Annotated in this window: 21 protein-coding genes; 16 read left to right on the top strand and 5 right to left on the bottom strand. The window is 67.4% G+C overall.

Going from position 1 to position 26,483, the window contains the following annotated elements; genetic code table 11:
* Nucleotides 1-39: 39 nt before the first annotated feature.
* Complete coding sequence (locus ACH4TG_RS17565; protein ID WP_398243200.1) at nt 40-1,779, top strand: hypothetical protein; 1,740 nt, start codon at nt 40-42, stop codon at nt 1,777-1,779.
* Nucleotides 1,780-1,796: 17 nt separating this feature from the next.
* On the opposite strand, the gene ACH4TG_RS17560 is transcribed toward ACH4TG_RS17565, so the two are convergent.
* On the bottom strand, nt 1,797-2,540 hold the full coding sequence (locus ACH4TG_RS17560) for an IclR family transcriptional regulator (protein ID WP_398243199.1): 744 nt from the start codon (nt 2,538-2,540) through the stop codon (nt 1,797-1,799).
* A gap of 306 nt (nt 2,541-2,846) precedes the next feature.
* Here ACH4TG_RS17560 and ACH4TG_RS17555 point away from each other — a divergent pair, with 306 nt between their 5' ends.
* The 7 genes from ACH4TG_RS17555 (at nt 2,847) to ACH4TG_RS17525 (ending at nt 14,109) form a co-directional block, all read left to right on the top strand.
* A complete protein-coding gene (locus tag ACH4TG_RS17555; protein WP_398243198.1) occupies nt 2,847-3,611 on the top strand; it encodes an SDR family NAD(P)-dependent oxidoreductase in 765 nt (254 codons plus the stop codon).
* Nucleotides 3,612-3,791: 180 nt separating this feature from the next.
* Nucleotides 3,792-4,736 carry an ABC transporter permease gene (locus tag ACH4TG_RS17550; protein ID WP_398243197.1) on the top strand — a complete coding sequence of 315 codons (945 nt, stop codon included), beginning with the start codon at nt 3,792-3,794 and terminating at the stop codon, nt 4,734-4,736.
* Nucleotides 4,733-6,616, top strand: a complete 1,884-nt coding sequence (locus ACH4TG_RS17545; protein WP_398243196.1) for an ATP-binding cassette domain-containing protein — start codon at nt 4,733-4,735, stop codon at nt 6,614-6,616. Before ACH4TG_RS17550 ends, ACH4TG_RS17545 begins: the two co-directional genes overlap by 4 nt.
* Nucleotides 6,603-8,066, top strand: a complete 1,464-nt coding sequence (locus tag ACH4TG_RS17540; protein WP_398243195.1) for a hypothetical protein — start codon at nt 6,603-6,605, stop codon at nt 8,064-8,066. The genes ACH4TG_RS17545 and ACH4TG_RS17540 overlap by 14 nt, the downstream gene beginning before the upstream one ends.
* Before the next feature lie 92 nt (nt 8,067-8,158).
* Nucleotides 8,159-9,586, top strand: coding sequence for an ABC transporter substrate-binding protein (locus tag ACH4TG_RS17535; RefSeq protein WP_398243194.1), 1,428 nt, complete (start codon nt 8,159-8,161; stop codon nt 9,584-9,586).
* Between the two features lie 141 nt (nt 9,587-9,727).
* The gene (locus ACH4TG_RS17530; RefSeq protein WP_398243193.1) at nt 9,728-10,936 is read left to right on the top strand and encodes an aspartate aminotransferase family protein; all 1,209 of its coding nucleotides are present in this window, start codon (nt 9,728-9,730) and stop codon (nt 10,934-10,936) included.
* A 440-nt stretch (nt 10,937-11,376) separates the two neighbouring features.
* Nucleotides 11,377-14,109 (top strand): hypothetical protein, encoded by a 2,733-nt coding sequence (locus ACH4TG_RS17525; RefSeq protein ID WP_398243192.1) that lies wholly within the window; start codon nt 11,377-11,379, stop codon nt 14,107-14,109.
* 79 nt (nt 14,110-14,188) lie between these two features.
* On the opposite strand, the gene ACH4TG_RS17520 is transcribed toward ACH4TG_RS17525, so the two are convergent.
* Nucleotides 14,189-15,325 carry a GntR family transcriptional regulator gene (locus ACH4TG_RS17520; RefSeq protein ID WP_398243191.1) on the bottom strand — a complete coding sequence of 379 codons (1,137 nt, stop codon included), beginning with the start codon at nt 15,323-15,325 and terminating at the stop codon, nt 14,189-14,191.
* 242 nt (nt 15,326-15,567) lie between these two features.
* Here ACH4TG_RS17520 and ACH4TG_RS17515 point away from each other — a divergent pair, with 242 nt between their 5' ends.
* The 7 genes from ACH4TG_RS17515 to ACH4TG_RS17485 all read left to right on the top strand — a co-directional run bounded on the left by ACH4TG_RS17515 (nt 15,568) and on the right by ACH4TG_RS17485 (nt 22,745).
* Entirely contained in the window at nt 15,568-16,962 is a 1,395-nt protein-coding gene (locus ACH4TG_RS17515; RefSeq protein ID WP_398243190.1) for an extracellular solute-binding protein, read from the top strand.
* 35 nt (nt 16,963-16,997) lie between these two features.
* Nucleotides 16,998-17,957: a carbohydrate ABC transporter permease gene (locus ACH4TG_RS17510; protein ID WP_398243454.1), complete on the top strand. Its 960-nt coding sequence runs from the start codon at nt 16,998-17,000 to the stop codon at nt 17,955-17,957.
* A complete protein-coding gene (locus tag ACH4TG_RS17505; protein WP_398243189.1) occupies nt 17,954-18,838 on the top strand; it encodes a carbohydrate ABC transporter permease in 885 nt (294 codons plus the stop codon). Before ACH4TG_RS17510 ends, ACH4TG_RS17505 begins: the two co-directional genes overlap by 4 nt.
* Before the next feature lie 148 nt (nt 18,839-18,986).
* On the top strand, nt 18,987-20,183 hold the full coding sequence (locus ACH4TG_RS17500) for an enolase C-terminal domain-like protein (RefSeq protein ID WP_398243188.1): 1,197 nt from the start codon (nt 18,987-18,989) through the stop codon (nt 20,181-20,183).
* Nucleotides 20,180-21,079: an NAD-dependent epimerase/dehydratase family protein gene (locus ACH4TG_RS17495; protein ID WP_398243187.1), complete on the top strand. Its 900-nt coding sequence runs from the start codon at nt 20,180-20,182 to the stop codon at nt 21,077-21,079. Before ACH4TG_RS17500 ends, ACH4TG_RS17495 begins: the two co-directional genes overlap by 4 nt.
* Entirely contained in the window at nt 21,066-22,034 is a 969-nt protein-coding gene (locus tag ACH4TG_RS17490) for a sugar kinase (protein ID WP_398243186.1), read from the top strand. The genes ACH4TG_RS17495 and ACH4TG_RS17490 overlap by 14 nt, the downstream gene beginning before the upstream one ends.
* Before the next feature lie 54 nt (nt 22,035-22,088).
* The gene (locus ACH4TG_RS17485; RefSeq protein WP_398243185.1) at nt 22,089-22,745 is read left to right on the top strand and encodes a bifunctional 4-hydroxy-2-oxoglutarate aldolase/2-dehydro-3-deoxy-phosphogluconate aldolase; all 657 of its coding nucleotides are present in this window, start codon (nt 22,089-22,091) and stop codon (nt 22,743-22,745) included.
* A gap of 336 nt (nt 22,746-23,081) precedes the next feature.
* Here the strand turns inward: ACH4TG_RS17485 and ACH4TG_RS17480 are convergent, their stop codons facing one another.
* Together ACH4TG_RS17480 and ACH4TG_RS17475 are read right to left on the bottom strand one after the other, a co-directional pair.
* The gene (locus ACH4TG_RS17480; protein ID WP_398243184.1) at nt 23,082-24,071 is read right to left on the bottom strand and encodes an SPFH domain-containing protein; all 990 of its coding nucleotides are present in this window, start codon (nt 24,069-24,071) and stop codon (nt 23,082-23,084) included.
* A gap of 150 nt (nt 24,072-24,221) precedes the next feature.
* Nucleotides 24,222-24,794: a DUF5994 family protein gene (locus tag ACH4TG_RS17475; RefSeq protein ID WP_398243182.1), complete on the bottom strand. Its 573-nt coding sequence runs from the start codon at nt 24,792-24,794 to the stop codon at nt 24,222-24,224.
* A gap of 871 nt (nt 24,795-25,665) precedes the next feature.
* Here ACH4TG_RS17475 and ACH4TG_RS17470 point away from each other — a divergent pair.
* Complete coding sequence (locus tag ACH4TG_RS17470) at nt 25,666-26,025, top strand: DUF5994 family protein (protein WP_398243453.1); 360 nt, start codon at nt 25,666-25,668, stop codon at nt 26,023-26,025.
* Between the two features lie 173 nt (nt 26,026-26,198).
* Here the strand turns inward: ACH4TG_RS17470 and ACH4TG_RS17465 are convergent, their stop codons facing one another.
* Nucleotides 26,199-26,474, bottom strand: a complete 276-nt coding sequence (locus tag ACH4TG_RS17465; RefSeq protein WP_398243181.1) for an SUKH-4 family immunity protein — start codon at nt 26,472-26,474, stop codon at nt 26,199-26,201.
* Nucleotides 26,475-26,483 lie beyond the last annotated feature (9 nt).

Genomic DNA, 26,483 nt, shown 5'->3' with positions numbered 1-26,483 from the left:
TCCGCGAAGGTGGAACGCGGGTCCGAGAGAGGAAGACCGATGACGCAGGAGTCCCAGTGGAGTCCACTTGGCCCCGAGCGGGTGAGCGTGGGTGGCACCCTCGCAGCCCGGGCGCGAGCGAACTGGAACCGCCTCCAGTACCGGGCCTTCCAGGACCCTCAGATCTTCACCAACGTCGACTCGGACGACTGGCCGGGCGACTGGGTGGCGAGAACGCTGCACGCGAACATCCTGCTGTCCCGAGTCCTCGACGAGGACTCGGGACAGGCGGCGCGCATCATGGGCGGACTGCGCACGCACATGAACGACCACGGCTACTTCGGCGCACGGATCGACCCGCACGCGCTCAACGAGCAGCAACTCGGCAGCCCGCACGGATGGCTCATGCGCGGACTCATCGAATACCACAACTGGGTTGGCGACGACGAGTCCCTGGCGCTGCTCGAGCGGCTCGTGGACCGGATAGCGCTGCCGATGCGCGATTGGTGGGCGACCTACCCCGTCACCATCGGGGAGCGCGGTCGCGGCCAGGGGGAGATGGTCGGCGCCGCCACCTGGCAGTGGGGGAACTGGGTCATGTCGTCAGACATCGGCAACCAGTTCATGCTGCTCGACGGCATGTCGCAGGTTCTGGAGTTCGCGCCGAGCACTGAGCTGCTCGACAGTATCGAAGCCGGCTTCCGGAGGTTCCTCGAAACGGACCTGCTGGGCACGAACGTCCAGACCCATGCGACGTTGACGACGCTTCGCGCCCTCCTGCGGGTGTACTCCAGTACCGGCGATCAGCGATACCTCGATGCCGTCCTCGAGCGGTACCGGCTGTATCGCGAACGCGCCATGACCGAGAACTACGCGAACAACAACTGGTTCGGGCGCCCGGACACCTGGACCGAGCCCTGCGCCGTCGTGGACTCCTTCATCGTCGCCGTGGGGCTCTGGCGGGTCGCCGGCGAGGCCAGGTACCTCGAAGACGCGCACCTCATCTGGAACAACGCGGTCAGTCGGGGCCAGCGGGGCAACGGTGGCTTCGGGTGTGACAGCTGCGCCGGCTTCGGCGGTCCGATCATCCGCATGCGCGACTTCTACGAGGCGTTCTTCTGCTGCACGCAGCGCGGCGCCGAGGGGCATGCGACCGCCATCACCTCCACGTATCACGTTCGGGAGGACGCGTTCGCGATCACGTTCCCGGCGGACTCGGTCGCCGAACTCGAGCTGGCGGGCGGCACTCTGACGCTGCGGCAGCGGACGTCGTACCCGCGTCGGGCCCACACCTCGATCGAGGTTGTTGCCTCGTCCGTCGCGCGTCCCGTTGAGATCCACTTCTTCGTGCCGCACTGGGTCCGGTCGCCGACGCTTTCGCTGAACGGCGTCGAGGTCGCCTCCCGGATCGTCGACGGCTTTCTCATCGCGACGGTCGGGCTCACTGCCGGCGACGAGATCGTGCTCGACGGGGAGGTCGTCGCCTGGGCACGTCAGACGATCAATCCGACGAGTGTCGAGGGCCACGTCGTGCATCACTGGGGCGCGCTCGTGCTCGCGCACCGAGGTGACCACGTCATCCGTCTTCCCGACGGCGCCGTGATCGTCGCGGAGGAGGACGGCGGTTTCAGTGTCGAAGGCACCGACACCGTCCTGCACGATCTCGGGGACGCGATCGAGCACGCACCGAGTCGCGAAGTCATCCGCTCCTACAAGCAAGGGGACTACGAGGGGTGGAGCGCTCTGCTGATCGACGAGGTCGAGGGGCTTCCTCGGCAGGTGCTCTTTCCGGAGGTCTGAAACGCTCCGTGGGCGGCTCAGCCGCCCGTCAAGGGTGTCGACAGGCGTGCGCAGCGATCGCGCACGAGCTCGCCGAGTTCCACGCGTCGCTCTGCGGGGAGGCGGCCGGACGTCGACGAGATCGAGATCACAGCGATCGGGTGTCCCTGGCCGTTGAGGATGGGGGCGGCGACGCAGACGCCGTTGAGCTCGCACTCCTCGTCGTCGAGTGCCCAGCCCCGTTCCTTGGCGCGCTGGACCTCAATGCGCAACGCCTCCATGGACGTCGGCGTGTTGGGCGTGAAGGCGGGGAACGGCTCGGCCGGCAGGAGGCGGTGCCATTCCCCGTCAGGAACGGCGGTCAGAATCGCCTTGCCGGCAGCGGTCGCGTGGATCGCCACGTTCTCCCCGAGCGTGGTCGTCATCCGCAGGGCATGCGGGCTGTCGATGGTGTCCACCCAGACGACCCGGCTGCGATGCACGGTGGCGAGGTTGACGGTCTCCTGCGTGCGCTCCGCCAGATCGGCGAGCGTCGTCGCCGCGACCTTGGTGATGTCGTCCGAATCGACGGCCGCGGCGAGCTCGCTGATCGCTCGTCCCAGACGCCAGGTGCGGCGCTCGGGGACGTGCTCGACAAAGCCGCGCCCTTCCAAAGTGACCATGATCCGGAAGGCTGTGGCGCGGGAGACGTCGAGGTCGTTGACGAGGTCGGCTACGCGTGCCTCGCCACGACGCGCGAGGATTTCGAGCACATCGAGGCCTCGGTCAAGGGCGTTGGACACGGCGCCACTCCCGCTGTTGGAAGGAAACTGCACAGGAGGTGACGCGGACGCAGGCAGCCGGGGGCGACGGGAGGCGTTCGACGGGTTCCGCCGACGCGCCCGGCTCCTCGAACGAGGGCTGCGACAGCGTAGACACGACCACAATGATCCACGCTCCGGTCTCGGCGATCAAACCGCCGCCATCAAGGCAGCGGGGCGCTTGCGATGACGTGGGAGGGCGGTCGCCGGCAGCCCACCTCCTCAGATCTATGCTCACCCACTGAGACATGCATAGTTCACTGAATGAGATTTGCTATCGTCCCCCATATGAGACTGTCAGGGCGGACCGTAGTGCTCACCGGGGCGGCCGGAGGGATCGGCGCGGCCTGTGCCCGACGTTATGCAACCGAGGGTGCCGTCGTCGTCTGCGTGGATCGAGGCGAAGCGGTGCACAGGCTGACCGACGAACTCGCGGGCCTTCCGGGTCGCGCCGTCGGCGTCGCGGCCGATATCTCGACCGCGGACGGCAATGCAGCGGCTGTCCGGGTGGCGATGGAGGAGACCGGGCGGCTGGACGTTTTCCACGCCAACGCCGCTGTGCAGGTGGTCGCCCCGTTCGAGGAGACCCGCCTCGAGGACTGGGATCGCATGGAGCGCGTCAACTTGCGGGGGGTCTTCCTCGGTGTGCGAAGTGCACTCGACCCGCTCAAGGCGTCCGGGCACGGATCGATCATCTTCACGTCCTCCGTGCTCGGGCTGGTGGGGGACGCCGGCCTCGGGGCGTACGGCGCGATGAAGGGCGGACTCGTCGCGATGGCGAAGTCACTCGCTGCGTCGCACGGCTCAGCCGGTATCCGCTGCAACACGATCTGCCCCGCAGACATCGAGACGGAGATGGTTCGCGAGTACTTCGACTCGCTGCCGGACCCAGCACATGCGCGTGCCGAGATCGAACGGCAGTACCCGGTCGGGCGCTTGGGGCGCCCCGAGGACATCGCGGCGGCCGCTGCCTTCCTCGCGTCGGACGACGCCGCGTTCATCTCCGGTATCGATCTCGTGGTCGACGGTGGGTTGCTGGCGCGAATCTACTAAGCCTGCCGTAGGCCCCTTCGATCGCGGCACCGTCGCCAGCAGAGCTTCAATGCTTCACCTGATGAGACTGATTGATTGCATCTGATGACTTGATCTGATTACTCTGAGATCGAGCTCACCGATCGGACGGGTAGCAGCCGTCGCGGCGATGAGCGACCGAGCCACGGAAGAGGGCACACGGTGCTGGCCTACACACTGCGCAAACTCGTCACCGGCGTGGCGATCTTCCTCGCCGTCACCCTGCTGACCTTCTGGATGCTCTTCGCCCGAGGCGGCACTTACATCGCGAGTCAGGCGCTGGGGCAGCAAGCCTCGCCGGACCAGGTGCGGCGCTTCGCAGAGAACCGCGGGCTACTCGAACCGATCATCGTGCAGTACGTCGACTGGCTCCGCGGGGTGCTGAACGGGTCGCTCGGCAGATCGATCCTCAACGGGCAGGACGTGGGCACCATGCTCGCCGGTGCTGTCTCGGTCACACTGAGCCTCGTCGTCGTGAGCATCGTGCTCACCGTCCTGCTCGCGATCCCGTTCGGTGTCGCTGCGGCGACGACGGGCGGCGTCATCGATCGGGGCCTGCAGCTTCTCTCGGTGTTCGTGCAGGCCATCCCCGGATACTGGCTCGCGCTCGTACTCGACATCATCTTCGGCCTGACGCTCAAGCTCGTTCCCGCGACGGGCTTCGTGCCCCTCACGCAGTCGTTCGGCGGCTGGTTGTCGAGCATCATCCTGCCGTCGTTCGCCATCGCGCTGGGCGCGGTGGCCTTTGTGGGGACGCAACTGCGCGGCACGCTGCTCGAAGTCCTGCGGCAGGACTACATCCGCACACTCCGTTCCCGGGGCATCTCCACCCGCAGAGTGCTGCTCAAGTATGCGCTGCGTAACGCGTCCGCTCCCGTGCTCACCATCCTCTCGTTGCAGGTCATCGGGATCCTCGGGGGCGCCGTCATCATCGAGCGGATCTATGCGCTCCCCGGTGTCGGCACGATCGCGATCGCGGCGGGCAACAGTGCCGATGTCCCCGTGGTCATGGGCACGGTCGCGTTCATGGTGGTCGTCGTCGTGGTGGTGAACCTGCTCACCGAGATCCTGAACGGATTCGTGAACCCGAAGATGAGGCTCAAATGACCGTCAGCCCCCGCCAGGACACGGTGGCCGAAAGTGTGGTGACCCCCGGCTTCCTCCGGGCACTCCGGCGCGATCCGCTCGCCGCCGTGGCCACCTTCGTCATCGTGGTCTTCGGCGTCGTGGCCGTCCTGCAGCCACTCGTCATGCCCTTCCCGGCGGAGAGGGTCAACCTCTCGCTGACGAACGCCCCGCCGTTCACGACCGAGTACATCCTGGGCGGGGACAAGTACGGCCGCGACATCCTCTCGCGGATCATTGCGGGCACGCGTGGCGCGTGGGTCGCGGGGCTGGTCCTCACCGGCGTCGCTCTCGCGCTCGGCGTGACCCTCGGGCTGGTCGCGGGGTACTTCCGCGGGCTCATCGAGTCGGCGACGATGTGGCTCTTCTCGGTGCTGATCGCCGTTCCGGGCATCATCCTTCTGATCGCCCTCTACACGGTCACCGGAGCTTCGACCACGGTCGCCGTCGCCGTCCTCGGAGTGCTCCAGGCACCCAGCGTCTATCTGCTGGTGCGGACGCTCACGATCCGCGTGCGCAACGAGCTCTACGTCGACGCGGCGCGCGTCGCCGGCCTCTCCGCCGTGCGCATCATCGCGCGCCACGTCCTGCTCGCGGTCAGAGGCCCGGTGATCGTCCTCGCGGCGTTCCTTTTCGCGGGAGCGATGGCCGCCACCGCGGGCCTGGAGTTCCTCGGCCTCGGCAATCGGCTGGAACCGACCTGGGGCGGGATGCTGAATGACGCCTTCACCAACTACTACACCGCTCCGTGGCAGCTCGTCTGGCCCGGTCTGGCACTCGGTATGACGATGGCCGCGTTCGTGCTACTCGGCAACTCGATCCGTGATCGCGCCGAGAATACCCAGGTCAAGCCGAGCGCACGCGCCCGCCGCAGGCGTGTCGAGCAGCTCTTCGGCGACGCCGCTGCACATCGCACGATCGGGGCGGTCGTGGAGCCCCCGCCGAATGCACCCGGGGACGTCGTGCGCGCGAAACACGGCAGAGGTGCGTTGCTTGACGTCACAGATCTGCGAATCGCTTACGGGAACGGTGGTGTCGCCAAGGACGTCGTGCGGTCGGCTTCCTTCTCCGTGCAGCCGGGCGAGGTCGTCGGCCTCGTCGGTGAATCGGGATCCGGGAAGACGCAGACCGTCCTCTCGGTCCTGGGACTCCTCCCTGACGACGCCGTCATTGTCGACGGCTCGATCGTGCTGGCAGGCACCGAGCTCATCGGCCTGGCGGATGCCCGGTTCACCAAGCTGCGTGGCCGTCGCCTCGCGTACGTCCCCCAGGAACCGATGTCGAACCTCGATCCGTCGTCGAAGGTCGGGGCGCAACTGGTGGATGGCATCAGGGCGCGGGGCTCGGTTTCACGCGCGGACGCGAAGGCGATCGCCCTCGAGATGCTTGCTCGCGTGGGGATCCGCGATCCCCTGCGCACGTTCGACGCGTATCCCTTCCAGATCTCAGGCGGAATGGCCCAGCGTGTTCTGATCGCCGGTGCTGTTGCCTCGCGGCCGGCGCTGCTGATCGCAGACGAGCCCACCACCGCGCTGGATGTCACGGTGCAGGCTGAGGTGCTCGATCTGCTGCGCGCCCTCAAGGATGAGTTCTCACTCGCCGTGCTCATCGTCACGCACAACTTCGGCGTCGTCGCGGACTTCTGCGATCGCGTCGTCGTGATGAAGGAAGGCGAGGTCGTGGAGACGGGGGGCGTGATCGAGGTCTTCCACGACCCGCAGCATCCGTACACCCGCATGCTGCTCGCTTCGATCCTGGACGACGCCCCTCGACGCGACCAGGTCGACGCCGAGCGGTCATCGAGCGAGGAGGCCGCAGGCTTTGCGGCGGAAGAGGAAGGAGACGACAGTGGTCCCGTATGAGGCCGGGTTCGCCCGGATCGACATCACACCGCCCATCGGAACGTCGGGCCAGACCAACGAGGACGGCGATCGTCAGATCGTCGGCGTCCACTGGCCGCTAAACGCCCGCGTCGCCATCATCCGGCACGGTGCGGAAGCCGTCATGTTCGTGTCGTGCGATCTCATCGCGCTGGCAGGCGACACTGTCGCCTCGATTCGGGAGAGCATCGCCGACCGCACGGGTTTCCCCGGAGAGCGAGTGGTCGTCAGTTGCACCCACACGCACAGCTCCGCCCGAACGGTTCAGGTGTGGGCCGGGGAGATCGACGAGCCCTTCCTGCACGGCCTCCCGGTCAAAATCGGTGACGCGGCGGCTGAGGCTCTCGCCCGGGCCGAACCCGTGACTCTGCGCGTGGGATCGGCGCGGACGTATGGACTGACCTTCAACCGCCGTCCCCTGTACGCCGGAGGTGAGGTCGGCAACGAAGGCCCCCAGTGGGTGGACGACTTCGAGCGAATGGAGGGACCCGCCGACGAGACCCTGCAGGTCCTCTTCGCCGAGCGTGCCGACGGCACCGTGGTCGGCGGATTGGCGAACTTCGCGGTCCACCCGCACATGTTCGGCCTGGAACCGATCTACTCGGCCGACATCGCCGGAGCGTTCGTGACCAAGTTGGGTGCTGCGTACGACGCGGAGTTCCTCTTCCTGCAGGGGGCCGGCGGCAACCTCTACTGGCGAGACATGTCGGCACCCCCCTTCTGGACAGTGGAGGGCGGCGCCGCCGACCCCGGAAGCATGCGCACCGTCGCGCCCTGGGGCCATAGGGAGATGGGGGAGTGGGGGCCCATCGCGCTCTCGGACCGGTGGTCGAACGCCCTTGTCGAGGCCGCGGTCGTGGCGATGGACGCCGCCCGAGAGATCGCGGACGCGGTCGTCGTCGTGAGCACCGGTTGGCTGTCGCTGCCGCAGCGCAAGGCGGCGGCGAAGCATGTCGAAGCGGCACGCTGGTTCTTGGAACAGGACCGGAAGAGTGTCGACATGGATGCGTACAACCTGCGTGCGACCGGGCACCGGTACACCTTCTTCGATAATCGGTTCCTCCAGGCAGGGTTCTCTGAACAGATCATCGAGATCGACCGTGCCCAACGCGAGGCGCCGGGTCGGGAAGTCCTCGAAGAGGCCGAGATCATGGCGATTCGCGTAGGCGATGTGGGCTTCGCGACCTATCCCGCAGAGATTTTCTCGGAACTCGGGTTCGAAACGAAGGACGGCTCACCGTTCGATTACACTTTCGTGATCGAACTCGCGAACGGGTGGGTCGGCTATGTGCCCACGGAGTGCGCGTTCTCGCACGGCGGATATGAAACGCGGCTCGGCACGGTATCGCGACTCGTCCCGGAGGCCGGGGGCAGGATGACGGCACTGGCGATCGAGCGGCTCAAGGCCCTTGCGGACAAGGAGCCCTCATGAGACACCGTGGAATCGCGGCGGCTGTGGCGGTGCTGACACTCGCCGGATGTGCAGGCGGTGGTCCGGCAGCAGGCAATTCCTCAACTTTGGTCATGGCGATGGTCTCGCCGACCGCGGGACAAGCGTACAACTTCTCACCCGGCTACAGCGACTACGATTCGCTACTCGTCCGCCCGGTCTACGAGTTCGTCATTCGATGGAAACAGGGCCCGGACGGTCAGATGGGCTTCGGGCCGGGCGTCGCATCGGAATGGACATTCGCTCCCGATCTGTCGAAGGTGACGCTCAAGATCCGCGACGGAGCGACGTTCACGGACGGCACCCCGCTCGACGCGAACGCCGTTGCCGGAAACGTCAACTTCTGGATCAGGCACAACATCGCGATTAACTGGGGACGCTTCGCCTCAGGAGCGAAAGTGGTCGACGGCGCAGTCCAGATCGCCGTCACACCGGAAGGGGCGGCGCAAGGCGCCAATCAGATTCAGATCTACCTTGCGACCACGCCGGTCATGAGCCCGAAGGCACTGAAGGCCCCCGACAAGCTCGCGGCAGATCCTGTCGGCTCTGGCCCGTACGAACTCGACACCTCGGCCTCGACACCTGGCACCGAGTACCGGTTCGTTCGCAACAAGGGCTACGGCGACGCGGAGGAGTTCCCCTACGACAGCATCGTGATGAAGGTCTACCCGGACACGGTGGCAGCCGTCAACGCGCTGCGGAGCGGCCAGGTCGACTTCGCTCCGGTCGACGAGGACACCGCGCCCCAGGTGAGTTCCGCAGGCTTCAAGGTGTTGGAGACCCCCGGTCAGGTGCGGGGCCTCATGCTCGGTGACAAGTCAGGTGCCATCAGTCCGGCGCTGGCTGATGTGCGCGTTCGCCAGGCGATGAACATGGCCTTCGATCGCAAAATGATCGCGAAGAATCTGGACCAGGGGTACGCGACTCCCACCCTGCAGCCGTGGATCAAGGGATTCCCGCAGTACGACAAGTCATTGGAGAGCCTCTATCCGTACGACGTCGCCCGAGCGAGGAAGCTACTCGCCGATGCGGGCTATCCGAACGGGTTCGATCTCGTACTACCGGCGTACAGCGACCAGCCGGCGCTGACGAAGTACGACCCGATCATCAAGCAGTCGTTGGGGGACATCGGGATCCGGGTGACCTACAAGACGACGGATTGGTACACCGCCGTCACCGAGCCGAAGTTCGCCGCGACTAACAACTACATCGCGAGCTATCTTGCGCAGCAGTTCTACGTCGCCCACAAGGGTCTGTTCAACCCGTGGAATTACGACGACCCGACCATGACCGAGCTCGTCAACGCCTTCAACGTCAGCCCGGAGCGGGAACGTGCCGACATCGCCAGGAAGATCGGCAGGCGGACTGCTGAGACGGCCTGGATGCTGATACTGACCGCTCCGTACTCGCTGTATGCGATGGACAAGAGCGTCGAGGTCACCGCCAATCTGCCGCTGGCCTCCGCGCCTGAACTCCGCTTCCTGAGGCCGACCGGCCGCTAGCGGCCGGCCCAGTCAATCCGAGATCACCGATGAGGGGAAGAACAGGTCATGGGCACGATGGGTTGGGCGAATTCGAAGTCCGCGTACGAACGGGCTTGCCGTACCCTCCCCGGCGGAGTGGCGACAGGGATGCGGGCTTCGATGAAGCCACATCCGATCTTCTTCGAGCGGGGGCAAGGCGACCGCCTCTACGACGTCGACGGCAACAGCTACCTCGACTACGTCCTCGGCTGGGGGCCGGTCATTGTCGGTCATGCGCACCCCGACCTGGTCGCCGCCGTGGAACGCCAGCTTCCCAGAGGCGCGACCTACGGCGCGGGGCACCGGTTGGAGTACGAGGTAGCCGAGATGGTGTGCGAACGGATACCCGGTGTCGAGCGGGTGCTCTGGTCCAACACGGGGACGGAGGCGAACCAGATCGCGCTTCGCGTTGTGCGAGCCCGTACGGGGCATCAGCGGTTCATCAAGTTCGCAGGCCACTACCACGGTTGGTCCGACCAGATGTTGCTCGGCTATCGCCCCGACGCCCAGGGCAACCTCGACCGGCCGGCGACGCGCGGTCAGAGCCCGGAAGCTCTCGATCACGCGGAGGTCTTGCCGTGGGGCGACCTCGAAGCGGTGCGTCGGGTGCTCGCCGATCCGTCCAAGGACATCGCGGCGATCTTCACCGAACCCGTGCTGTGCAACTCGGGCGTCATTGCGCCGCCCGAAGGGTTTCTCCAGGGAATACGCGCGTTGGCAGACGAGTTCGGCGTCGTGCTGGTGTTCGACGAGGTCATCACGGGATTCCGGCTCGCCAGAGGGGGCGCGACCGAGCGCTTCGGGGTCACACCCGACCTCGTGGTCTTGGCGAAGGCGATCGCGGGCGGCTTTCCGCTCGCCGCTGTCGGCGGACGCGCGGACATCATCGAGCAGACTCTGGCGGGCGTCGTGCACGCCGGGACGTACAATGGCAATCCCATCGTCCTCGCGGCCGCGAAGGCGACGCTCGGCATCCTCGACCAGCCGGGTGTGTACGCGGAGTTCGACCGCCACGGTGCCATGCTCGCGGATGGGCTGCGTGACACGCTCGGGAAGCACCGCATCGAGGCGATCGTCAACCAAGTCGGCCCGGTGGTTCAAGCAAGCATCGCCACAAATGACCCCGACACGTTCGATGGTTTCCTCATGGCGGATCAGGCGCACTACGACCGGATCGCCGTCGAACTCCTGCGCAACGGGGTCTTTGTCCTTCCCGGCGGCCGGTGGTACATCTCCACGGCACACACAGATCAGAGCATCGTAGCGAGCATCGCGGCCTTCGATCAGGCGGTCGCCGCGACCGAGGAGGTTCGGCGCGGACGTCGCTGAGCAGTGGCTCGTCTCCGGGCAGAACTGGCGTGTCTCCGCATGCAGCGCAATGCGCTCGCCGCGGTCCGGCTGCCTGGTGATCCTCGCAGGAGCCGGTAACGGTGTTCGTCCCCTGGGCGGAGTTCCGCGCTTTTTCGGGGACCCGAGCAGTATCCGGACGTGCGTCCGGGACGGGCGCAGGCCATGTATCCCTTTTGTGTGTTTCATTGCATTTGACACCAATTTGTCTACTGGGTGCGGGCAGAACTTAAAGCGTTAAATATGCGCCCAGGGCTGCTCTGGCGGCCGCATCGGAAGATGAGCGGCCCCATCTATTGACACCTTAACGCGTCATGCCTAGCGTCTCGGCCACAGCCTTCCAGGGATGAGGGAGGCACTTCGAGGAGGTCCTCATGTACCTCAGATCAGGTCGCATCAGACGTACTACCCATACCCTCCGTGTGAAGGCGGCGGCCGCTGCCTTCACACTCGCCACGAGCGTTCTTGCCGCGGTGGCCGTAAGTGCCCCGGCCGCGCACGCCGCGGCAGCCCTGACCGTGACGAATCCGGTCCTGGTCTTCGACCAGGGCGCAAGCACCATCACCGTCTCCTCTGACCAGACGTCGGTCTCGTACACGGTGGGAGACGAGAGCGGGACCCAGGTCGCCTCCGGCACTACGGCGGTGGTGAGCGGTGCAGGGTCGATCAACCTGACATCGCTCGGCCCTGGCTACTACACACTGTCGGTGACCGCCGGCAGCGGAACCGCGGCGACGACCGTGCCGACCACCTTCGCGGTGCTCAGCGCTTTTGCTCCCGGCACCTCCACAACCGACCAGCGCTTCGGTATGGACATCCACTTCGGCCACCAGCCGAACGACGCGACGCTGTTCCCGCTCATCAGCCACCTCGGCTTCAGCGAGGTCCGCACCGACCAGAACTGGGCGCTGGTCGAGAACCCCGCCGGAACCTACAACTGGAGCAACTACGTCACTGACGCAGAGGTCCCGCTCGCGAGCCAGAGTGGTCTCCGCACCCTGCTGATCTCGGGATACTCGAACCCGAATTACGACGGCGGCTACACCCCCTACACCCAGGCCGGCTGGAACGCCTTCGGCGCCTACACGAACGGCATCGCCAGCCACTTCGGCCAGTACACCAAGGACATCGAGGTCTACAACGAGTTCGACGGCGGCTTCGACACCGCAGCGGCCTGCGCACAGACCGTGACCACAAAGGTCAACTGCTACCTGAACATGCTCAAGTCGGTGTACCAGGCAGTGAAGATCAGCGGCGGGCACACCGACACCAACCTCATAGGCCCGGTCAGCGCCGGAATCGACAAGCCCTGGATCAGCGGCCTGCTGTCCGCCGGCGCGCTGCAGTACATCAACACCTTCAGCATCCACGCCTACGCCGACGGGAACCCGGAGAACGCCTTTGGGGAGATCCCCTGGCTCAAACAGCAGATTCGCGACAACAACAGTGGCAAGGACATGCCGCTGTGGCTGACCGAGAGCGGCCAGACCGTGATGCCCGGCGGAGCCACGGAAGCCGACCAGGCCGACTACGCGGTCCGCCTGCCGGTGCTTGCCTTCGCCGCGGGGATCGACAAGTACTTCTGGTATGACCTGCTCAACGACGGCACCGGCTCGACCAACAAGGAGTACAACTTCGGGCTGCTCAAGCAGCCTACAACCGGCGTGGTCGCTCAGGCGCCGAAGCCCGCGCTGGCCACCCAGGCAACCATCCTGCGACAGATTGGCGGCCTGCCGTTCACCGGCAGTGACGGTCTTACCGCTCCCGCCTACTCCTACCGGTTCGGCAGCGGCTCGAACACGACGCACGTGATGTGGGCGACGACACCGAGCACTGTGCAGGTGACCGCGAGCGGCCCCGTCACGGTGACGGACGAGTTCGGCCGGCAGTCCACCTACACCCCGGTCAGCGGGGCCGTCACGCTCAGCCTCGACCAGCACCCGCTCTTTGTCCGAAACGCCGCAGGCGCGGCCGCAACCCTCAAGATGCACGTCCTCGCCCAGCCGCCCGTCACGCTGTCCGTTCCGCAGACCTCGAACACCGCGGAGTCGATTCCGGCCACGATCACCGCACACTCGAGGATCCCGCTGACGGGCGCGGTTTACGGCAAGCGCTTCACGCTCGTGCCCGACGCCTCCGGCGCGGCCCGAGCCACCATCGACGTCCCGACTAACAGCCAGCTCGGCAAGCGGACCGTAGTGGTGAAGGCAGGCGTCGCCGGCGTCACGAGCATGCGCCTCGCAGCCGAGACGACGGTGGTGGCCGCCACCACGGTCACCACCGTCCCCCATGTGTCGTCAGCGAACCCCCTGCACAACCAACTCAAGATCACGATCACCAACCACCGGACACAGACCCCCCTCCCGATCTCCTCTGTCGACTGGAAGGTCCTCACCGGAACCACCGTCCAGGGCAGCGGCACCTTCACCGGTATCGCCGACATACCGCCAGGCCAGAGCACGACGATCACAGCCGACGTGCCCACCCTGCCCACGTGGGACAAGCAGTGGTTCTTCGATCGCGTCACCGAGGGCAGCGGTGCCCAGAGCACCGATGCGGGCTGGACCGGCTGGAATCCGGTCGAACCGGCGGGCGCCGGCCACGCTCCTCCGATTAACCTCGGTACCCAGGTCGACCGGACCTACACCAACGGTGGTTACGGCGGTGCGAACGACCTGTCCGGGACCCTCCGTCCGTCCTTCACAGCCACCGGATTGGAGTTCGTCGCTGACGTCACGGACAACGTCTTCGACCAGCCGAACACCGACCCGAGCCTGATGTGGAACGCCGACAGCATCCAATTCGCGATCACGCCAGCGCTCCCAGGGCTCAACCCCCAGCGCGTCGAGATCGGAGCCGCGCTTCTGCCCAGCGGTCCCGCCGTCTACACCTGGACACCACCGACAGGCCAGTCCGCCGGGCCGACCCCTGGTGCCACTGCGAGCATCACCCGTAGTGGCAGTGTGACGCACTACCAGGTCGACGTACCCTGGTCCGCCCTTGGGACGGCAGGTCCACCGACCGTGCCGTTCGGCCTTTCGGCCCTGGTCAACGACAACGACGGCAAGGGCCGTAACTTCGCTGCCTGGGGGGACGGCATCGCCGCGACCAAGAACTCAAGCCTTCTTCGCCCGGTCCAACTCGTTAACGACTAGCGCCAACCCGTGTCCACGCGTCCCGCGGCCTGGTCCGTCGCGGGACGCGCTCGGTCGAACAGAACCCGGCCCCAGCGATTCAGCTCGCCGCGCCGCCCACGACGCGCAGATGTGCGGATGTCTGGTCGCGGGTCCGGACTTTGGTCGGCAGTGTGATTCTTTGAGGCCCTGTGGCCTTATCCCCCTCATGGATCCGTTGGGCCAGCAGCCGCATGGCCGTCGCACCCATCTCCCGGTTCGGCAGCTGGGCGGCGAAGGCTGTCAGAGGCAGCAGGTCGAATGGGCCTTCGTCGTCCATGCCCGCCAATTCGAAGTCGTTGGGGACGCTGAGCCCGAGTGCGACCAGATCGGCGGCCGCGGAGGCCACGACGAAGCCTTGCGAGCACAGTGCAGCCGTCGCAGGCTCGGTACCTTCCAGGGCAGATCGCAGCATCGCGCGCCGTCCCTCCTCGGGCAGGTCGAGGTAGTTGCGCAGCAAGGTGAACTCGGGCCGGACGGCGACGCCGGCCTCTTGTAGGGCCTTCACGTGTCCGCTGAGCCGGTCCCACACACTGGTCACGTCAGTCTCACTCCACAGCGTCAAGATGCGCGTGTGGCCCGCAGCGATGAGATGCTGGGTCAGCTCGTATCCAATGGTGAAGTTGTCCACGACGACGACATCGGTCGGGATGTCCGACCGATACCTGTCGACCAGTACCAGCGGGACACCACGCCGCTGGATCTCCATGATCAGGTCGCCGTTCGCGTGGCCTTGAACTGGGTACAGGACGATTCCTGCCGCATGGCTGTCCAGCGCTTCGCGCAGCGCATTCGCCTCACGCTCCGGCGATGCGCTCTCGCCGGGGCGCGCCGTGTCGGCCAGATACATCCGGTATCCCAGCTCGGAGCACACCGATTCCACACCACTGATCATCGTTGACACATACGGCCCGGCCACGCCGTGCGCGATGCACGCGATCGATGACGCCGCCCCCCCCGACATCCGCGAATCCTGAGGCCCGCGCTCTGCGACGAACGTGCCCCGGCCCTGCTGCCTGACGAGCAGGCCTTCGGTGACCAGGTCGTTCAGAGCCTTCACCGCAGTGGTGGTGCTCACGTCGTACCGCTCGCATAGTTCGCGCTGGGTGACGAACGGACTCCCCGGTTCATACTCCCCCCGGGCGATGGCGGCACGCAGTTCGGCCTTAATGCGCTGGTACAGCGGCGCGTTGCCCATCTCACTCCTTCAGATTTGACATGACAAATGTAGTCGTGCCGGGGACTCGTTGGTGGCCACTAGGTCGAGTGAGTCTGGTCGGGCCACGAACTTCGCCAACGTGGTTGACACGTTAACACGATGTAAATATGGTCACCACCACTACTTCGGCGGCCCGGCCCGCCCCTGGGGGCCACAGCCGGACTCGACAGCGGTCGTCCGGAGCCTCCTTCACGCGCGAACACCAGAGGGGTTGTCCCGCTATGAACGAACCACAGCTCTCCGCTTCCAGAACCCTGTCCCGCCGCGGCCTGCTGGGGATGGCCACCGGTGCCGCTGCCGCCGCGACGCTCGCGGCCTGTTCCTCGGGCAAATCCTCGGGGGACAAGCCGGGGCAGGTGCGCATCACCGCGATGGGCATGCCGCCGACAACCAACGCCGCGGCCCGTAAGCAGTACCTCGACCGCCTCGCACAGTTCGAGACCGCGAACCCCGGCATCAAGGTCTCCCCCTCGGACCAACAGTGGGATGCCCGAACCTTCGCGGCCCAGCTCGCGGGCGGGACCGCGAGCACCGTGCTCACCGTGCCGATGACCGAACCGGCGGGTCTGATCCAGCGCCGCCAGGTCGCGGACATCACGGCGGAGGCCAAGGGCCTCCCGATCTTCGCCCAGTACGACTCCCGCATCATCGCCATGACGTCCCGCGACGGCCACGTCTACGGCCTTCCCGCCTCCGCCTACTCACTGGGCCTGGCCTACAACCGAGAGCTGTTCACCAAGGCCGGGCTGGACCCCGATAGGCCGCCCACCACATGGGACGAACTCCGAGCCGCCGCGAAGGCCATCACCGACAAGACCGGAGTCCCGGGCTTCGGCGAGATGACCACCCAGAACACCGGCGGCTGGCACCTGACCGCGGAGACGTACACCCGCGGCGGTGAGATGGAGATCGCCGCCGGTTCGGGATACGCCCCGGCGTTCAACGCGGAACCGACGCGGGGCGCCCTCGCGCTGCTGGCCGCGATGCGCTGGGACGACAAGTCCATGGGCACCAACCAGTTGCGCGGCCAGGAGGACCTGATCAGGGACATGGCGGCAGGCAATGTGGGCATGTTCGTCTCCGCCCCCGACCTGATCAGTCACTATGTCGCGAACTACAAGGGCGACACGTCCAGGCTCGGGCTCGGCGCGATGCCGCAGGGCGGCGGGAACGCCACGCTCCTGGGCGGCACCGTCTGGATGGTCAGCGCCAGAGCCAACGCGGCCCAGCGTGCTGCGGCCGTGAAGTTCATCGACTTCATGTCGCTGCGTCAGGGTTACGACGAGACGATTGCCGCCCCCAGCGCCAAGGCCAGTGCCGCCGACGGCATCCCGGTAGGAATCCCCACGGTCCCGGTGTTCGGCCGAGCCGCGTACGACAAGATCCAGGCGGCAATCAAGCCCTACGTCAACCTGCCCGTGGCCCACTACCAGCCCTACATCGCAGGCGACGCCAAGCTCACCTACAAGGCGGAGCCCCCGGTTGCCGCCCAGGACCTCTACGCGGCTCTGGACAACGTGGTGCAGGCGGTGCTGACGAAGCACGGGACGGACATTAACGCTGCGCTGTCGGACGCCGAGACGAAGGTGACCGCCGCACTGAAGAGGGCTCAGTGACAGCCGGCATCAGGGCGGGCCGGGACACGGGCACGATCCCCGCCCGTCCTGGAGGTCCCGGGACGGCTCCTGCCCCGAGGCCGGGCGGCAGGACCCGAGCGGCGGGCAGGCGCCGTCAGCCAAGGAACCGCCCACGCAGTCGGGACGCCTGGACCGCCCTGCCCTTCCTGCTGCCGGCGCTCGTGGTCTTCGCGTACTTCTCGTGGGGACCGATCGTCCGCAGCGTTCTGATGAGCTTCCAGCGTACGAACCTCACCGACCCGCCCCGCTGGGTGGGGTTCGAGAACTTCACCAACCTGTTCGCCGACCCGGTGCTGATGACCGCGGTCAGGAACTCGCTGTGGTTCACGCTGCTCGCTCTGGTGATCGGCTTCCCCGTGCCACTCTTCATGGCCGTGACCATGTCCACGATCCGCAGGTTTGGCGGGCTGTACCGGGTGCTGGTCTATCTGCCCGTGGCGCTGCCGCCGGTGGTGGCCGTCCTGCTGTGGAAGTGGTTCTACGACCCCGACGCGGGCTTGTTCAATCACGTCCTCGGCCTGGTCGGCCTCGGACCGTACCCGTGGCTTCAGTCCAGCACCTGGGCGATGCCCAGCCTCGTCCTGGAGGCCACCTGGGCGGGAGCCGGCAGCAGCGTCCTGATCTACCTCGCCGCACTTCACTCGGTTCCGAGGGAACTGTACGAGGCGAGTGAGTTGGACGGAGCGTCGATCCTCCGCCGCATATGGCATGTGACGCTCCCGCAGTTGCGCGGCGTCGTTCTCGTCATGCTGCTGCTCCAGCTGATCGGCACGCTCCAGGTCTTCACTCAGCCCTTCGTGATGACCGACGGCGGCCCGAACGACGCGACCGTCACCGTCCTGTTCCTCATCTACCGCTACGCGTTCGTCGACGGCGACTACGGCATGGCCTCGGCGCTCAGCGTCCTGCTCGCCGCCGTCCTGGGCGTGCTCTCCGCGGTGTACCTGCGCGCCACCAGGAGGTGGAGTTCGTGAAGGAAACCTCCGACGCCGGACTGATCAGCATTGCGGACCGGCGACGCCGCGGCGTGCGCGCCACTCTGTCCTCCGTCCAGGGCCTGCTCCTCGTCGCACTGCTGGTCGAGGGAGCGGGACCGCTGTTCTGGATGGCCAAGGGCGCCGTGACCGGCACCCAGGACCTTCTGCACCATCCGATGGCCCTGTGGCCGTCACATGCGCACTGGGGCAACATCGCCGACGCCTGGAACACCCTGCAGGTTGGGCACTACCTGCTCAACTCGGTGGTCCTGGTCGCGGGAGTGTGGGCGGTCCAGATCGTGGTGGCGACGACCGCCGGCTATGCGCTGTCCGTGCTGAAGCCCTGGTACGGGAAGTACGTCTACGGCGCGATCCTGGTGACCTTGTTCGTGCCGGGAACCGTCACGCTGATCGCCCAGTACGTGACGATCCTGCATCTCCCGCTGATCGGCTGGAACCTCATCGACACCCCGTTCGCGGTGTGGCTGCCGGCGGGCGCCAGCACGTTCAACATCCTTCTGGTGAAACGATTCTTCGACGAGATCCCACGCGAACTGTGTGAAGCGGCGCAGGTCGACGGTGCCGGGGCCTTCACCGTTTTCTGGCGGATCGTCCTGCCGATGTCGAAGCCCATCCTGGCGGTGGTCTCGCTGCTGTCGGTCATGGCCGCCTGGACGGAATTCCTGTGGCCGCTCCTGGTGATCACGAGTCCGGACAAGCAGCCGCTCGCCGTCGCCCTGCCCCGCCTGGCGCAGACATCCGACCAAGCCCTGCTGATCGCGGGCCTGTTCATCGCTTCACTGCCGCCGATCGGGCTCTTCCTCGTCTTCCAGCGCTACATCATCCGCGGGGTTTCGTTCACCGGCCTCAAGGGCTGAACGACGCCGCCCCGGGCGGACCGTCCCTGTTCCATGGAAAGGACCTTCTGTGAAGCCACACGTGCCTGACCGGCTCCTGGACGCCGAAGGGAGGCTGCCGGAGACGGCTCCGCCCTGGACCGCTCGGGACTCGCTGCGGATCACCCAGGTGCGGGCGATCGTCACCGCGCCGGAGGGCATGCCACTCGTCGTCGTACGGGTCGACACCTCGGACGACGGCCTGTACGGCCTGGGCTGCGCGACCTTCACCCAACGCTATGCGGCCGTGGTAGCGGCGCTGGAAGAGCACGTAGCGCCGCTCGTCATCGGACGGCATCCGTCCGACATTGAGGACATCACCCGGCAGGTCCACTACTCCTCGTACTGGCGCAACGGGCCCGTGCTGAACAACGCGCTGTCCGGCGTGGACCAGGCCCTCTGGGACATCGCCGGGAAGCGGGCCGGGATGCCGGTCCATGAACTGCTCGGTGGACGCTGCCGTGCGGCGGTCGAGGTGTACTCGCACGCAGCGGGCGCGACGGTCCAGGACACCCTGGACCAGGCCCAGCAGCTGATTGCCGAGGGATACCGCAACGTCCGGCTCCAGGTGGGCGGCCCCGGTCTCGGCACCTACGGCGCGCCGGGCTCGCCCGGTGGTTACCCCCGCTCACCGCACCCCGACGGCTGGGACGCAGAACAGTACCTGCGGGCGACACCGGGCCTCTTCGAGGCCGCGCGAGCGCGACTCGGCGAAGGTGTCAACCTGATGCATGACGTGCACAGCCGGCTGACGCCCAAACAGGCGGTAGTCCTGGCACGGGCGCTGGAGCCGTACCGGCTGTCGTTCCTCGAGGACGTCATCGCGCCGGAACTCTACGACCGGCTCCCCGAGGTCCGCGTGGCCTCGCCGGTTCCGATCGCCGTAGGTGAGCAGATCGGTTCACTGCCGGAGGCCGCGCGCCTGATCCGCGGCGGTGGTGTCGACCTGGTGCGGTTCCACACCTCCTCGATCGGCGGGCTGACCCCGACGCGGAAGCTCGCCGCCATGTGCGAGCTGGCCGGCGTCCGCACCGCCTTCCACTCGCCAGGCGACATCTCACCCGTCGGTGTGGCCGCGAACCTCGCCGTCGACATCTCCACCCCCGCCTTCGGATACCAGGAGTCGCACGCCTACAACGACGCGACCCATGAGGTGTTCCCCGGGACTCGGGTAGTCACCGACGGCCACCTGACGCCGTCGCAGAAACCCGGCTGGGGTGTCGATCTCGACGAGAAGGCGGCGAGCCGCTTCACGCCGACCAAATTCCTGTTCGAACAGTGGGCAACGCGTGTGCGCCGCCCCGACGGCGGTCTGGAGGCCCCGTGACCAGCAGTTTCCAGCCCAGCCGCGTGCTGGTGACCGGCGCCGCGGGGTTGATAGGGCGGGTCGTCGTCGCGGACCTGCTGTCGAGAGGTGTGCGCGTCACAGCCCTGGTGCTCGACGAACCGGACGAACTCGGCGCCGATCGGGTGGTCGTCGGAGATGCGGGCGACCCCGAAGCTGTGCGCCGCGCTCTGGACGGCGTGGACGCGGTCGTCCACCTGGCGGCGATGTCCTCGCCGAACGATGGCACGCCGTTGGAGGTGTTCACCACCAACACCCGGGCCACGTTCGCGGTGATGGAGGAAGCGGGACAGGCAGGCATCGCGAGGCTGGCGTTCGCGTCCAGCTACTCGATCCTGGGCCTGCCGTGGTCGGCCCGGGCCCTGCACCCTGCCTACGTGCCCATCGACGAGGACCTGCCGCTGCAGATCACCGATGCCTACGGCCTGTCGAAGCGGGTGGACGAGGACACCGCCGAGGTGATGGCGCTGCGACACGGCATGACGCTGGTCGGGCTCCGGTTCCCGCTGGTGACCAACGCGGAGCGCGCCGGCGAGCGCCTGGCGCAGACAGTGGCCGACCCCATGGCCGGCGCTCCGGACGTATGGTCGTACCTCGACGTCCGGGACGCCGCGGAAGCGTGCTGGCTGGCGATCACGGCACCCCTCACCGGGTTCCACAAGGTCTTCCTGGCAGCACCGGAAACGCTGGCGCCGTATCCGACCGCGAAACTCATGGCCGCCTACCATCCGGTGACGGAGGCACGACGCGAGCTGCTGGGGCGCGAAGTACCCATCGACACCGGGGCCGCCCGCCGGCTGCTCGGCTTCTGCCCGCGCCACCTGATCGACATGGACCCCCTCCCGTTTCCGGAAGGCGCGGGGCATGTCCGGTCCTGAGCCAGAACGGGCTGCCTCGGGTGTTTCTCCCGACGTAGGCGACGCTGACGTCGTGGTTCTGGGCGAGGCGATGCGTCTGCTCGTCGCATCACCCGGTACTGCGTTGAACCGCGCTACGGTGTTCGGGGCCTCGATTGCCGGCGCGGAGACCAACGTCGCGGTTGGACTGGCTCGCCTGGGCCTGCGTGCCCGCTGGCTCGGAAGGGTCGGCGCCGATGCGGCGGGCGACGCGGTGCTGCGTGAGCTGCGAGCCGAGGGCGTCGACGTCTCTGCCGTCGAGATCGACCCTGTCCGCCCGACCGGGCTGCTGCTACGCGACAGCCACCCGGCCCGGAGCATCAACGTCGAGTACCGCCGGACGGGTTCGGCAGCGTCCGCAATGTCCGCCCGGTTCGTCAGAGCGAGGGGGCTGTCCGGCGCACGCCTCGTCCACGTCACGGGAATCACGGCCATGCTCTCGAACGCCGCCCACGCTGCAGTCCTCAGCCTCCTGGAGATGGCTCGGGAGCAGGGGGCCACGGTGTCCTTCGACCCGAACATCCGGTACAGGCTTGCTTCCGGCCTACGGTGGAGAACGGTGGTGGGGCCACTCCTGGATCGCGCGGACCTGGTCTTCGCCGGCGACGACGAGCTCCAAGTCCTCGGTCAGGAAACCGATTCACTGCTCGACCGGGGAGTCGGCACGGTGGTGGTCAAGCACGCCGACAAGTCGGCGAGCGTCACGACCGCACAGGGCACCTGGCGGCAGCCGACGCTTGCCCGCTCGGTGGTCGACGTTGTCGGGGCCGGCGACGCACTGGTCGCCGGATACCTCGGAGCGTGGCTGCGGGGAAGAGACCCCCGCGAAGCGCTTCACGCTGGAGCAGTGAGCGCGGCGCTGGTCGTCGGGGAGGTCACGGACATCGGCGGCCTGCCGACGGCTGCCGAACTTGGCAGGGACGAGGTCGATCGCTGAGGCGCGCCATCACTCGCAATCCCCCGACCCGACCAGAAGAGACAGGTCCTTGACGTGTACCGACACGACATCATCCGCGAAGCCCTCGCCCAGCACGTCATCGGCATTGCCCGAACTGTTGACGCCGCCAGCGCCGTAGCCACCGCCCGCACCATGCTCACCGCGGGGCTGCGTACGGTAGAGGTGCCGCTCACCAACCGCGAGGCGCTCGCAGCGATCACCGAACTCGTCCGCACGCACCCGGACGCCGTCATCGGGGCCGGCACCGTTCTCGATGAGGCTGCCGCCGTGGCGGCGATCCAAGCCGGTGCGGCTTTCCTGGTCGCCCCGAACGTGGAACCTTCCGTCATCCGGGTCGCGCAGCGGCACGGCGCTGCCGCCATCCCCGGTTGCGGCACGGCCACTGAGATCGTGCGCGCCCTCGAACACGGCGCCGATGCCGTCAAGGTGTTTCCTGCCAGCGCCCTCTCGCCGACGTGGATCTCCGACATCCGGGCTGCCCTGCCCCAAGCGCCACTAGTCCCTACCGGCGGCATCGCCCCGGAAGATGTCCCTGCCTGGGTTGCGGCTGGAGCCGCCGCGTGCGGGATCGGCTCGCGCATCACCAACGGGTCGCCGGAAGAGATCCGCGAGCGCGTCCGCGCAGTACTCAACCGGAGCGCATTGCATCAGGCCGGCCCACCAAAACTGGAGGAAGGCGTCAGGACGTGACCCTTTGAGGGTTGGGGCGGCTTCAGATGGTGCTGTGGCTCTCTGCGAAAGGCCCTCCGCACGGCAAGATCCCGGCTCGTCTGGTCACGCGTACCGGATCAATGCTCGCACAGCGTCGGGTCGTCACCCAGGCCGACGCCGGGGACGTCGTGCGGCGCGGTTCCCGACCGCCACTTCATCGACAGGCTCACCTTCTCCGCGGCCCGGGAGAGTTACGGCTACAAGAGTAGGCAACCCGACGAGGCCGGTCGGGAGCGAACGCTCAGCGTGCCGGAATGATCCGTCGAATGGCCCTCCAGCCCTGGCGTGCGACCTGGCTGGAGGGCGCGCCGCCCGTCAGTTCGGGGTCGGAGTCGGGGTCGCGTCGCGCGCGCTGGCCTCGTCTGCCACCTGCTCGGGCGTGGGCCAGTTGGTGCGTCGCTCGCGGGCGAGTTGGGCGCGGTCGGCGCGGGCGTCGCAGTTGGCGGTGGGCACGGTCATGCCGGCCGGCAGAGCCGCGGCGGTGACGGCGTCGGCGAGTACGGACGGATGGGTCTCGCGGTGTGCGGAGGTCCCGTCGTGCTGGCCGTCGTCGTGCTGCTCGAAGAAGCGGAGGAGTTCGACGGGGAAGGGCATGACGAGGGTGCTGTTCTTCTCCGCGGCGACGTCCACCACGGTCTGCAGCAGGCGGAGTTGGAGTGCGCCGGGGGTGTCGGCCATCGTGGCTGCGGCGTCGGTGAGGCGCTGGGAGGCCTGGAACTCGCCGTCCGCGGCGATGACACGGGCCCGGCGCTCACGTTCGGCCTCGGCCTGCTTGGACATCGAGCGCATCATCGACTCGGGCAGCGCGATGTCCTTGATCTCCACGCGTTCGATGCGCAGTCCCCACGGTTCCTCGGTGGGTGCGTCCATGACCTTCTTCAGCTCGGCGTTGACGTGGTCGCGGTCCGACAACAGCGTGTCGAGGTCGGCGCGTCCGATGACCGAGCGGAGCGAGGTCTGGGCGATCTGGGAGACCGCCGCGCGGTAGTCGGTGACGTTGACCAGGGCCTTGACGGGGTCGAGCACACGGAAGTAGATGACCGCGTCGACGGTGAGCGTGACGTTGTCCGCGGTGATCGCTCCTTGCGCCGGCACACCGAGCACTTCGGTCTGCACCGACACCTTGCGCATCCGGTCCCCGATCGGCCTGATCAGGCGCAACCCGGGCCCGCGGATGTCCGGTAGCAGACGTCCGAAACGGAACACCACGCCTCGCTGGTACTGCTGGACGTCGTGGACGCTCATGGTGAGCAGGATCAGGCCGGCCACACCGACGATGACGAGAAGGGTGATCAGGACGATCATGGGTGTCACTTCCGTAGGTGGCTCCACGGTCCGGCCGCACGGCCGGAGGGGAGCGGCGATCGGGCGGCGACGGCCGCCATTGCCGTAGGGGTGCCCAAGGGCACTGCCCGGGGAGGCGGCGACCGCACTCGGATCACTGTCGGGGCGCCCTCAGGCCGCCTTCTTCGCGGCATCGCGTGGCGGCGCGCTCTCGGAGCGGGCGGCGTGGCCTCCTTCGGAGTCCCAGACCGCCTCCGGTGTGTCCTGGGCTTCCTCGGCGGTGCGCTGGGCGGCTTCCGCCATCAACTGGCTTCCCGTGGTGGTTCGCAGGGGGTCGGCCGCGACGGTCATCAGCCACGCGGCGGTGGCGGGAGGTGTCTCCGGTGGGATCACGAGGAGGTCCCAGCGGCCCGCGCGGTAGGACAGCAGCATCAGCTGATGCGGATCCTGCTCCTCCTTGAACCAACCGACCCTCACCACATGGCCGTTGCCCTGCACCTTGTGCGGGATCACCGGCCAGTAGGTCGGGTTGACGGTGATGTGGGTGATCCGGTCCCAGGTCAGGTCGAGTTCGTCGACGAGTGCGGGGAGTTCCGCGGCCAGATCACGGGAGTAGGGCCACCAGGCGCCGTCGATTCTGGAGGGCGCGGAGCCCGCGGGTGCCAGCGAGAGACGGAGCCGGTGGGAGGCGGGGTTCCTGGGGGCTTCTTCGGTCACCGGTATGCGCACAGCCGTCGCAGTCATGGCGCGAACCTCACCCCGGGCCGGAACGCCGGCCCGGTGGTCATCAATCGCCGAAAACGACACGAGCTGAATGCGGGTGCACGAAATACCCTCGGTGTCTTCAGCCTACTCCCCAGTGGAAGGGCGATGACGGCCGACAACCGTTCCGCTGGTCTGAGCGGTAGGGTTGCAGCATCGAGAGCTTTCTGTACGTCGGCTGCCATGCGGGCGCCGTTCTTGATGAAGGTCAATGCCGGTCACGCTTTCGCGAAGGCCGGAGACGGGTCCACCCCATGACGACGACCACCGGCCGTTTCGCCATTGATTATGCACGGTTCGAAAATCTTCCCCCTCGCGGCAGCCCGGACATCGCGTCTTCCCGTAAAATTTCAGGCGAGGAGTTCGCGACGGAACCCGAACGAAGCGAGGTCCCGTCCGTGGCCGAGGACGGGGGACGCGCAGCGGAGGGAAAGGCAGGCAGTGGTCTGTCGACGGCGGTCGACCGAGTACAGGATCCCGAGGAGCCCTTGGAATACAAGGGCGGCGCGTCCACAGACCCCCAGGCCCACGCTGCGTCCCGAACAGGACAGGCGCCCGACTGGCGGCGCCGGGAACGGCCGGGGACACTCCTCTCACCGGATCCCTCTCTCCCTGCGCCGGGCGTCGCTGAGGTGCGCATCACCGCGGCTTCGCCGGATGTGGCCAGGTCCGTGGCGCAGGTGCTGCGTTCCTTGTTCGCGAGTACCGAGCAGCGCAGCTATCCCGCCGGCGATACGGGTTCGGGCACGCGCCTCAACCTCAGCATCGACACCTCCCGGCCTCCGGATCCTGCCCCGGCCCGCGCTACGGAGCCGCCTCCGGAGCTGGTAGAAGGAGCTCGGCAGATTTGGCCGTGACCGAGCACCCTTTGTCAGAGCTCCCGGAAGACCGCCCGGCACGGGTGCGGCTGGGGCCGCTGAGCGATGCGCCCCAGCGGCTCGACGGCACGTGGTGGCCGCGTTCGCACGACCTGGGCCGAGAACTGCCGCCTCTGATAGCGGCGTTGGACAGCCGATGGCCGGGCATCACTCGTGTCACCGTCTGCCGGACGATGTGGCGGATCCAGCCCGACAGCGTGACTGTCGGGGACCGCGAAGTCCACATCAACCGATCCGGGGCGGTTCCTCACCCGCACACGATCTGCCTCCTCGCCTACGGCATCGGCAGGTGCGACCTGCTCGTCACACCGCCCGGGGCCCAGGGCCCCGGCTGACCTGCCCGACGGGTCCGACCGGCACCGCGTTCACCGACGACGCCTGCCGCTACCGCCTGACGATCCAGCCGCGCGGGAGCCCCGTCCTGCCTGCCGTCGCCCCGGGACAAGCCGTGCAGAAGCTGCGGAGCACGGCCACCGCGAGCCGGTGTCCAGATCGCCGTCGGCCGCCGTCACCACAACCAACGCGCCAGGAACTCGGGCCAGATGTATCCCTGGTACCCCGCGAACGCGGGAGGATCGCGTTCCTCCAGCTCGGCCGCCAGCTCTTCCAACTCGGCCAGGACAGCGCTCTCTTCGTGGTCACCGGCATTGAGCAGCAGATCGCAGGTGTCGACCCGCAGCCCGTAGTGGTGCAGGCACTGCACCCAGACGACGACGGAGGAGTTGGCGAACCACGGCTCGCCATCCGGCTGAACGTAGTAGACAGCCCCGGTGTCCGGCTCCACGGCCCACGG

Origin of the sequence: Streptomyces sp. NPDC020917 (genome assembly GCF_044333795.1) — a bacterium.
Taxonomy (GTDB): domain Bacteria; phylum Actinomycetota; class Actinomycetes; order Streptomycetales; family Streptomycetaceae; genus Actinacidiphila.
This window is presented reverse-complemented; position numbering and strand designations above follow the sequence as displayed.

Bases quoted from the DNA above. Each gene is read 5' to 3' on its own strand.
- ACH4TG_RS17475 (WP_398243182.1), bottom strand. From the start codon at position 24,794: ATGACTGCGACGGCTGTGCGCATACCGGTGACCGAAGAAGCCCCCAGG.
- ACH4TG_RS17490 (WP_398243186.1), top strand. From the start codon at position 21,066: ATGTCCGGTCCTGAGCCAGAACGGGCTGCCTCGGGTGTTTCTCCCGAC.
- ACH4TG_RS17565 (WP_398243200.1), top strand. From the start codon at position 40: ATGACGCAGGAGTCCCAGTGGAGTCCACTTGGCCCCGAGCGGGTGAGC.
- ACH4TG_RS17520 (WP_398243191.1), bottom strand. From the start codon at position 15,325: ATGGGCAACGCGCCGCTGTACCAGCGCATTAAGGCCGAACTGCGTGCC.
- ACH4TG_RS17535 (WP_398243194.1), top strand. From the start codon at position 8,159: ATGGCGATGGTCTCGCCGACCGCGGGACAAGCGTACAACTTCTCACCC.
- ACH4TG_RS17545 (WP_398243196.1), top strand. From the start codon at position 4,733: ATGACCGTCAGCCCCCGCCAGGACACGGTGGCCGAAAGTGTGGTGACC.
- ACH4TG_RS17515 (WP_398243190.1), top strand. From the start codon at position 15,568: ATGAACGAACCACAGCTCTCCGCTTCCAGAACCCTGTCCCGCCGCGGC.
- ACH4TG_RS17530 (WP_398243193.1), top strand. From the start codon at position 9,728: ATGAAGCCACATCCGATCTTCTTCGAGCGGGGGCAAGGCGACCGCCTC.
- ACH4TG_RS17555 (WP_398243198.1), top strand. From the start codon at position 2,847: ATGAGACTGTCAGGGCGGACCGTAGTGCTCACCGGGGCGGCCGGAGGG.
- ACH4TG_RS17480 (WP_398243184.1), bottom strand. From the start codon at position 24,071: ATGATCGTCCTGATCACCCTTCTCGTCATCGTCGGTGTGGCCGGCCTG.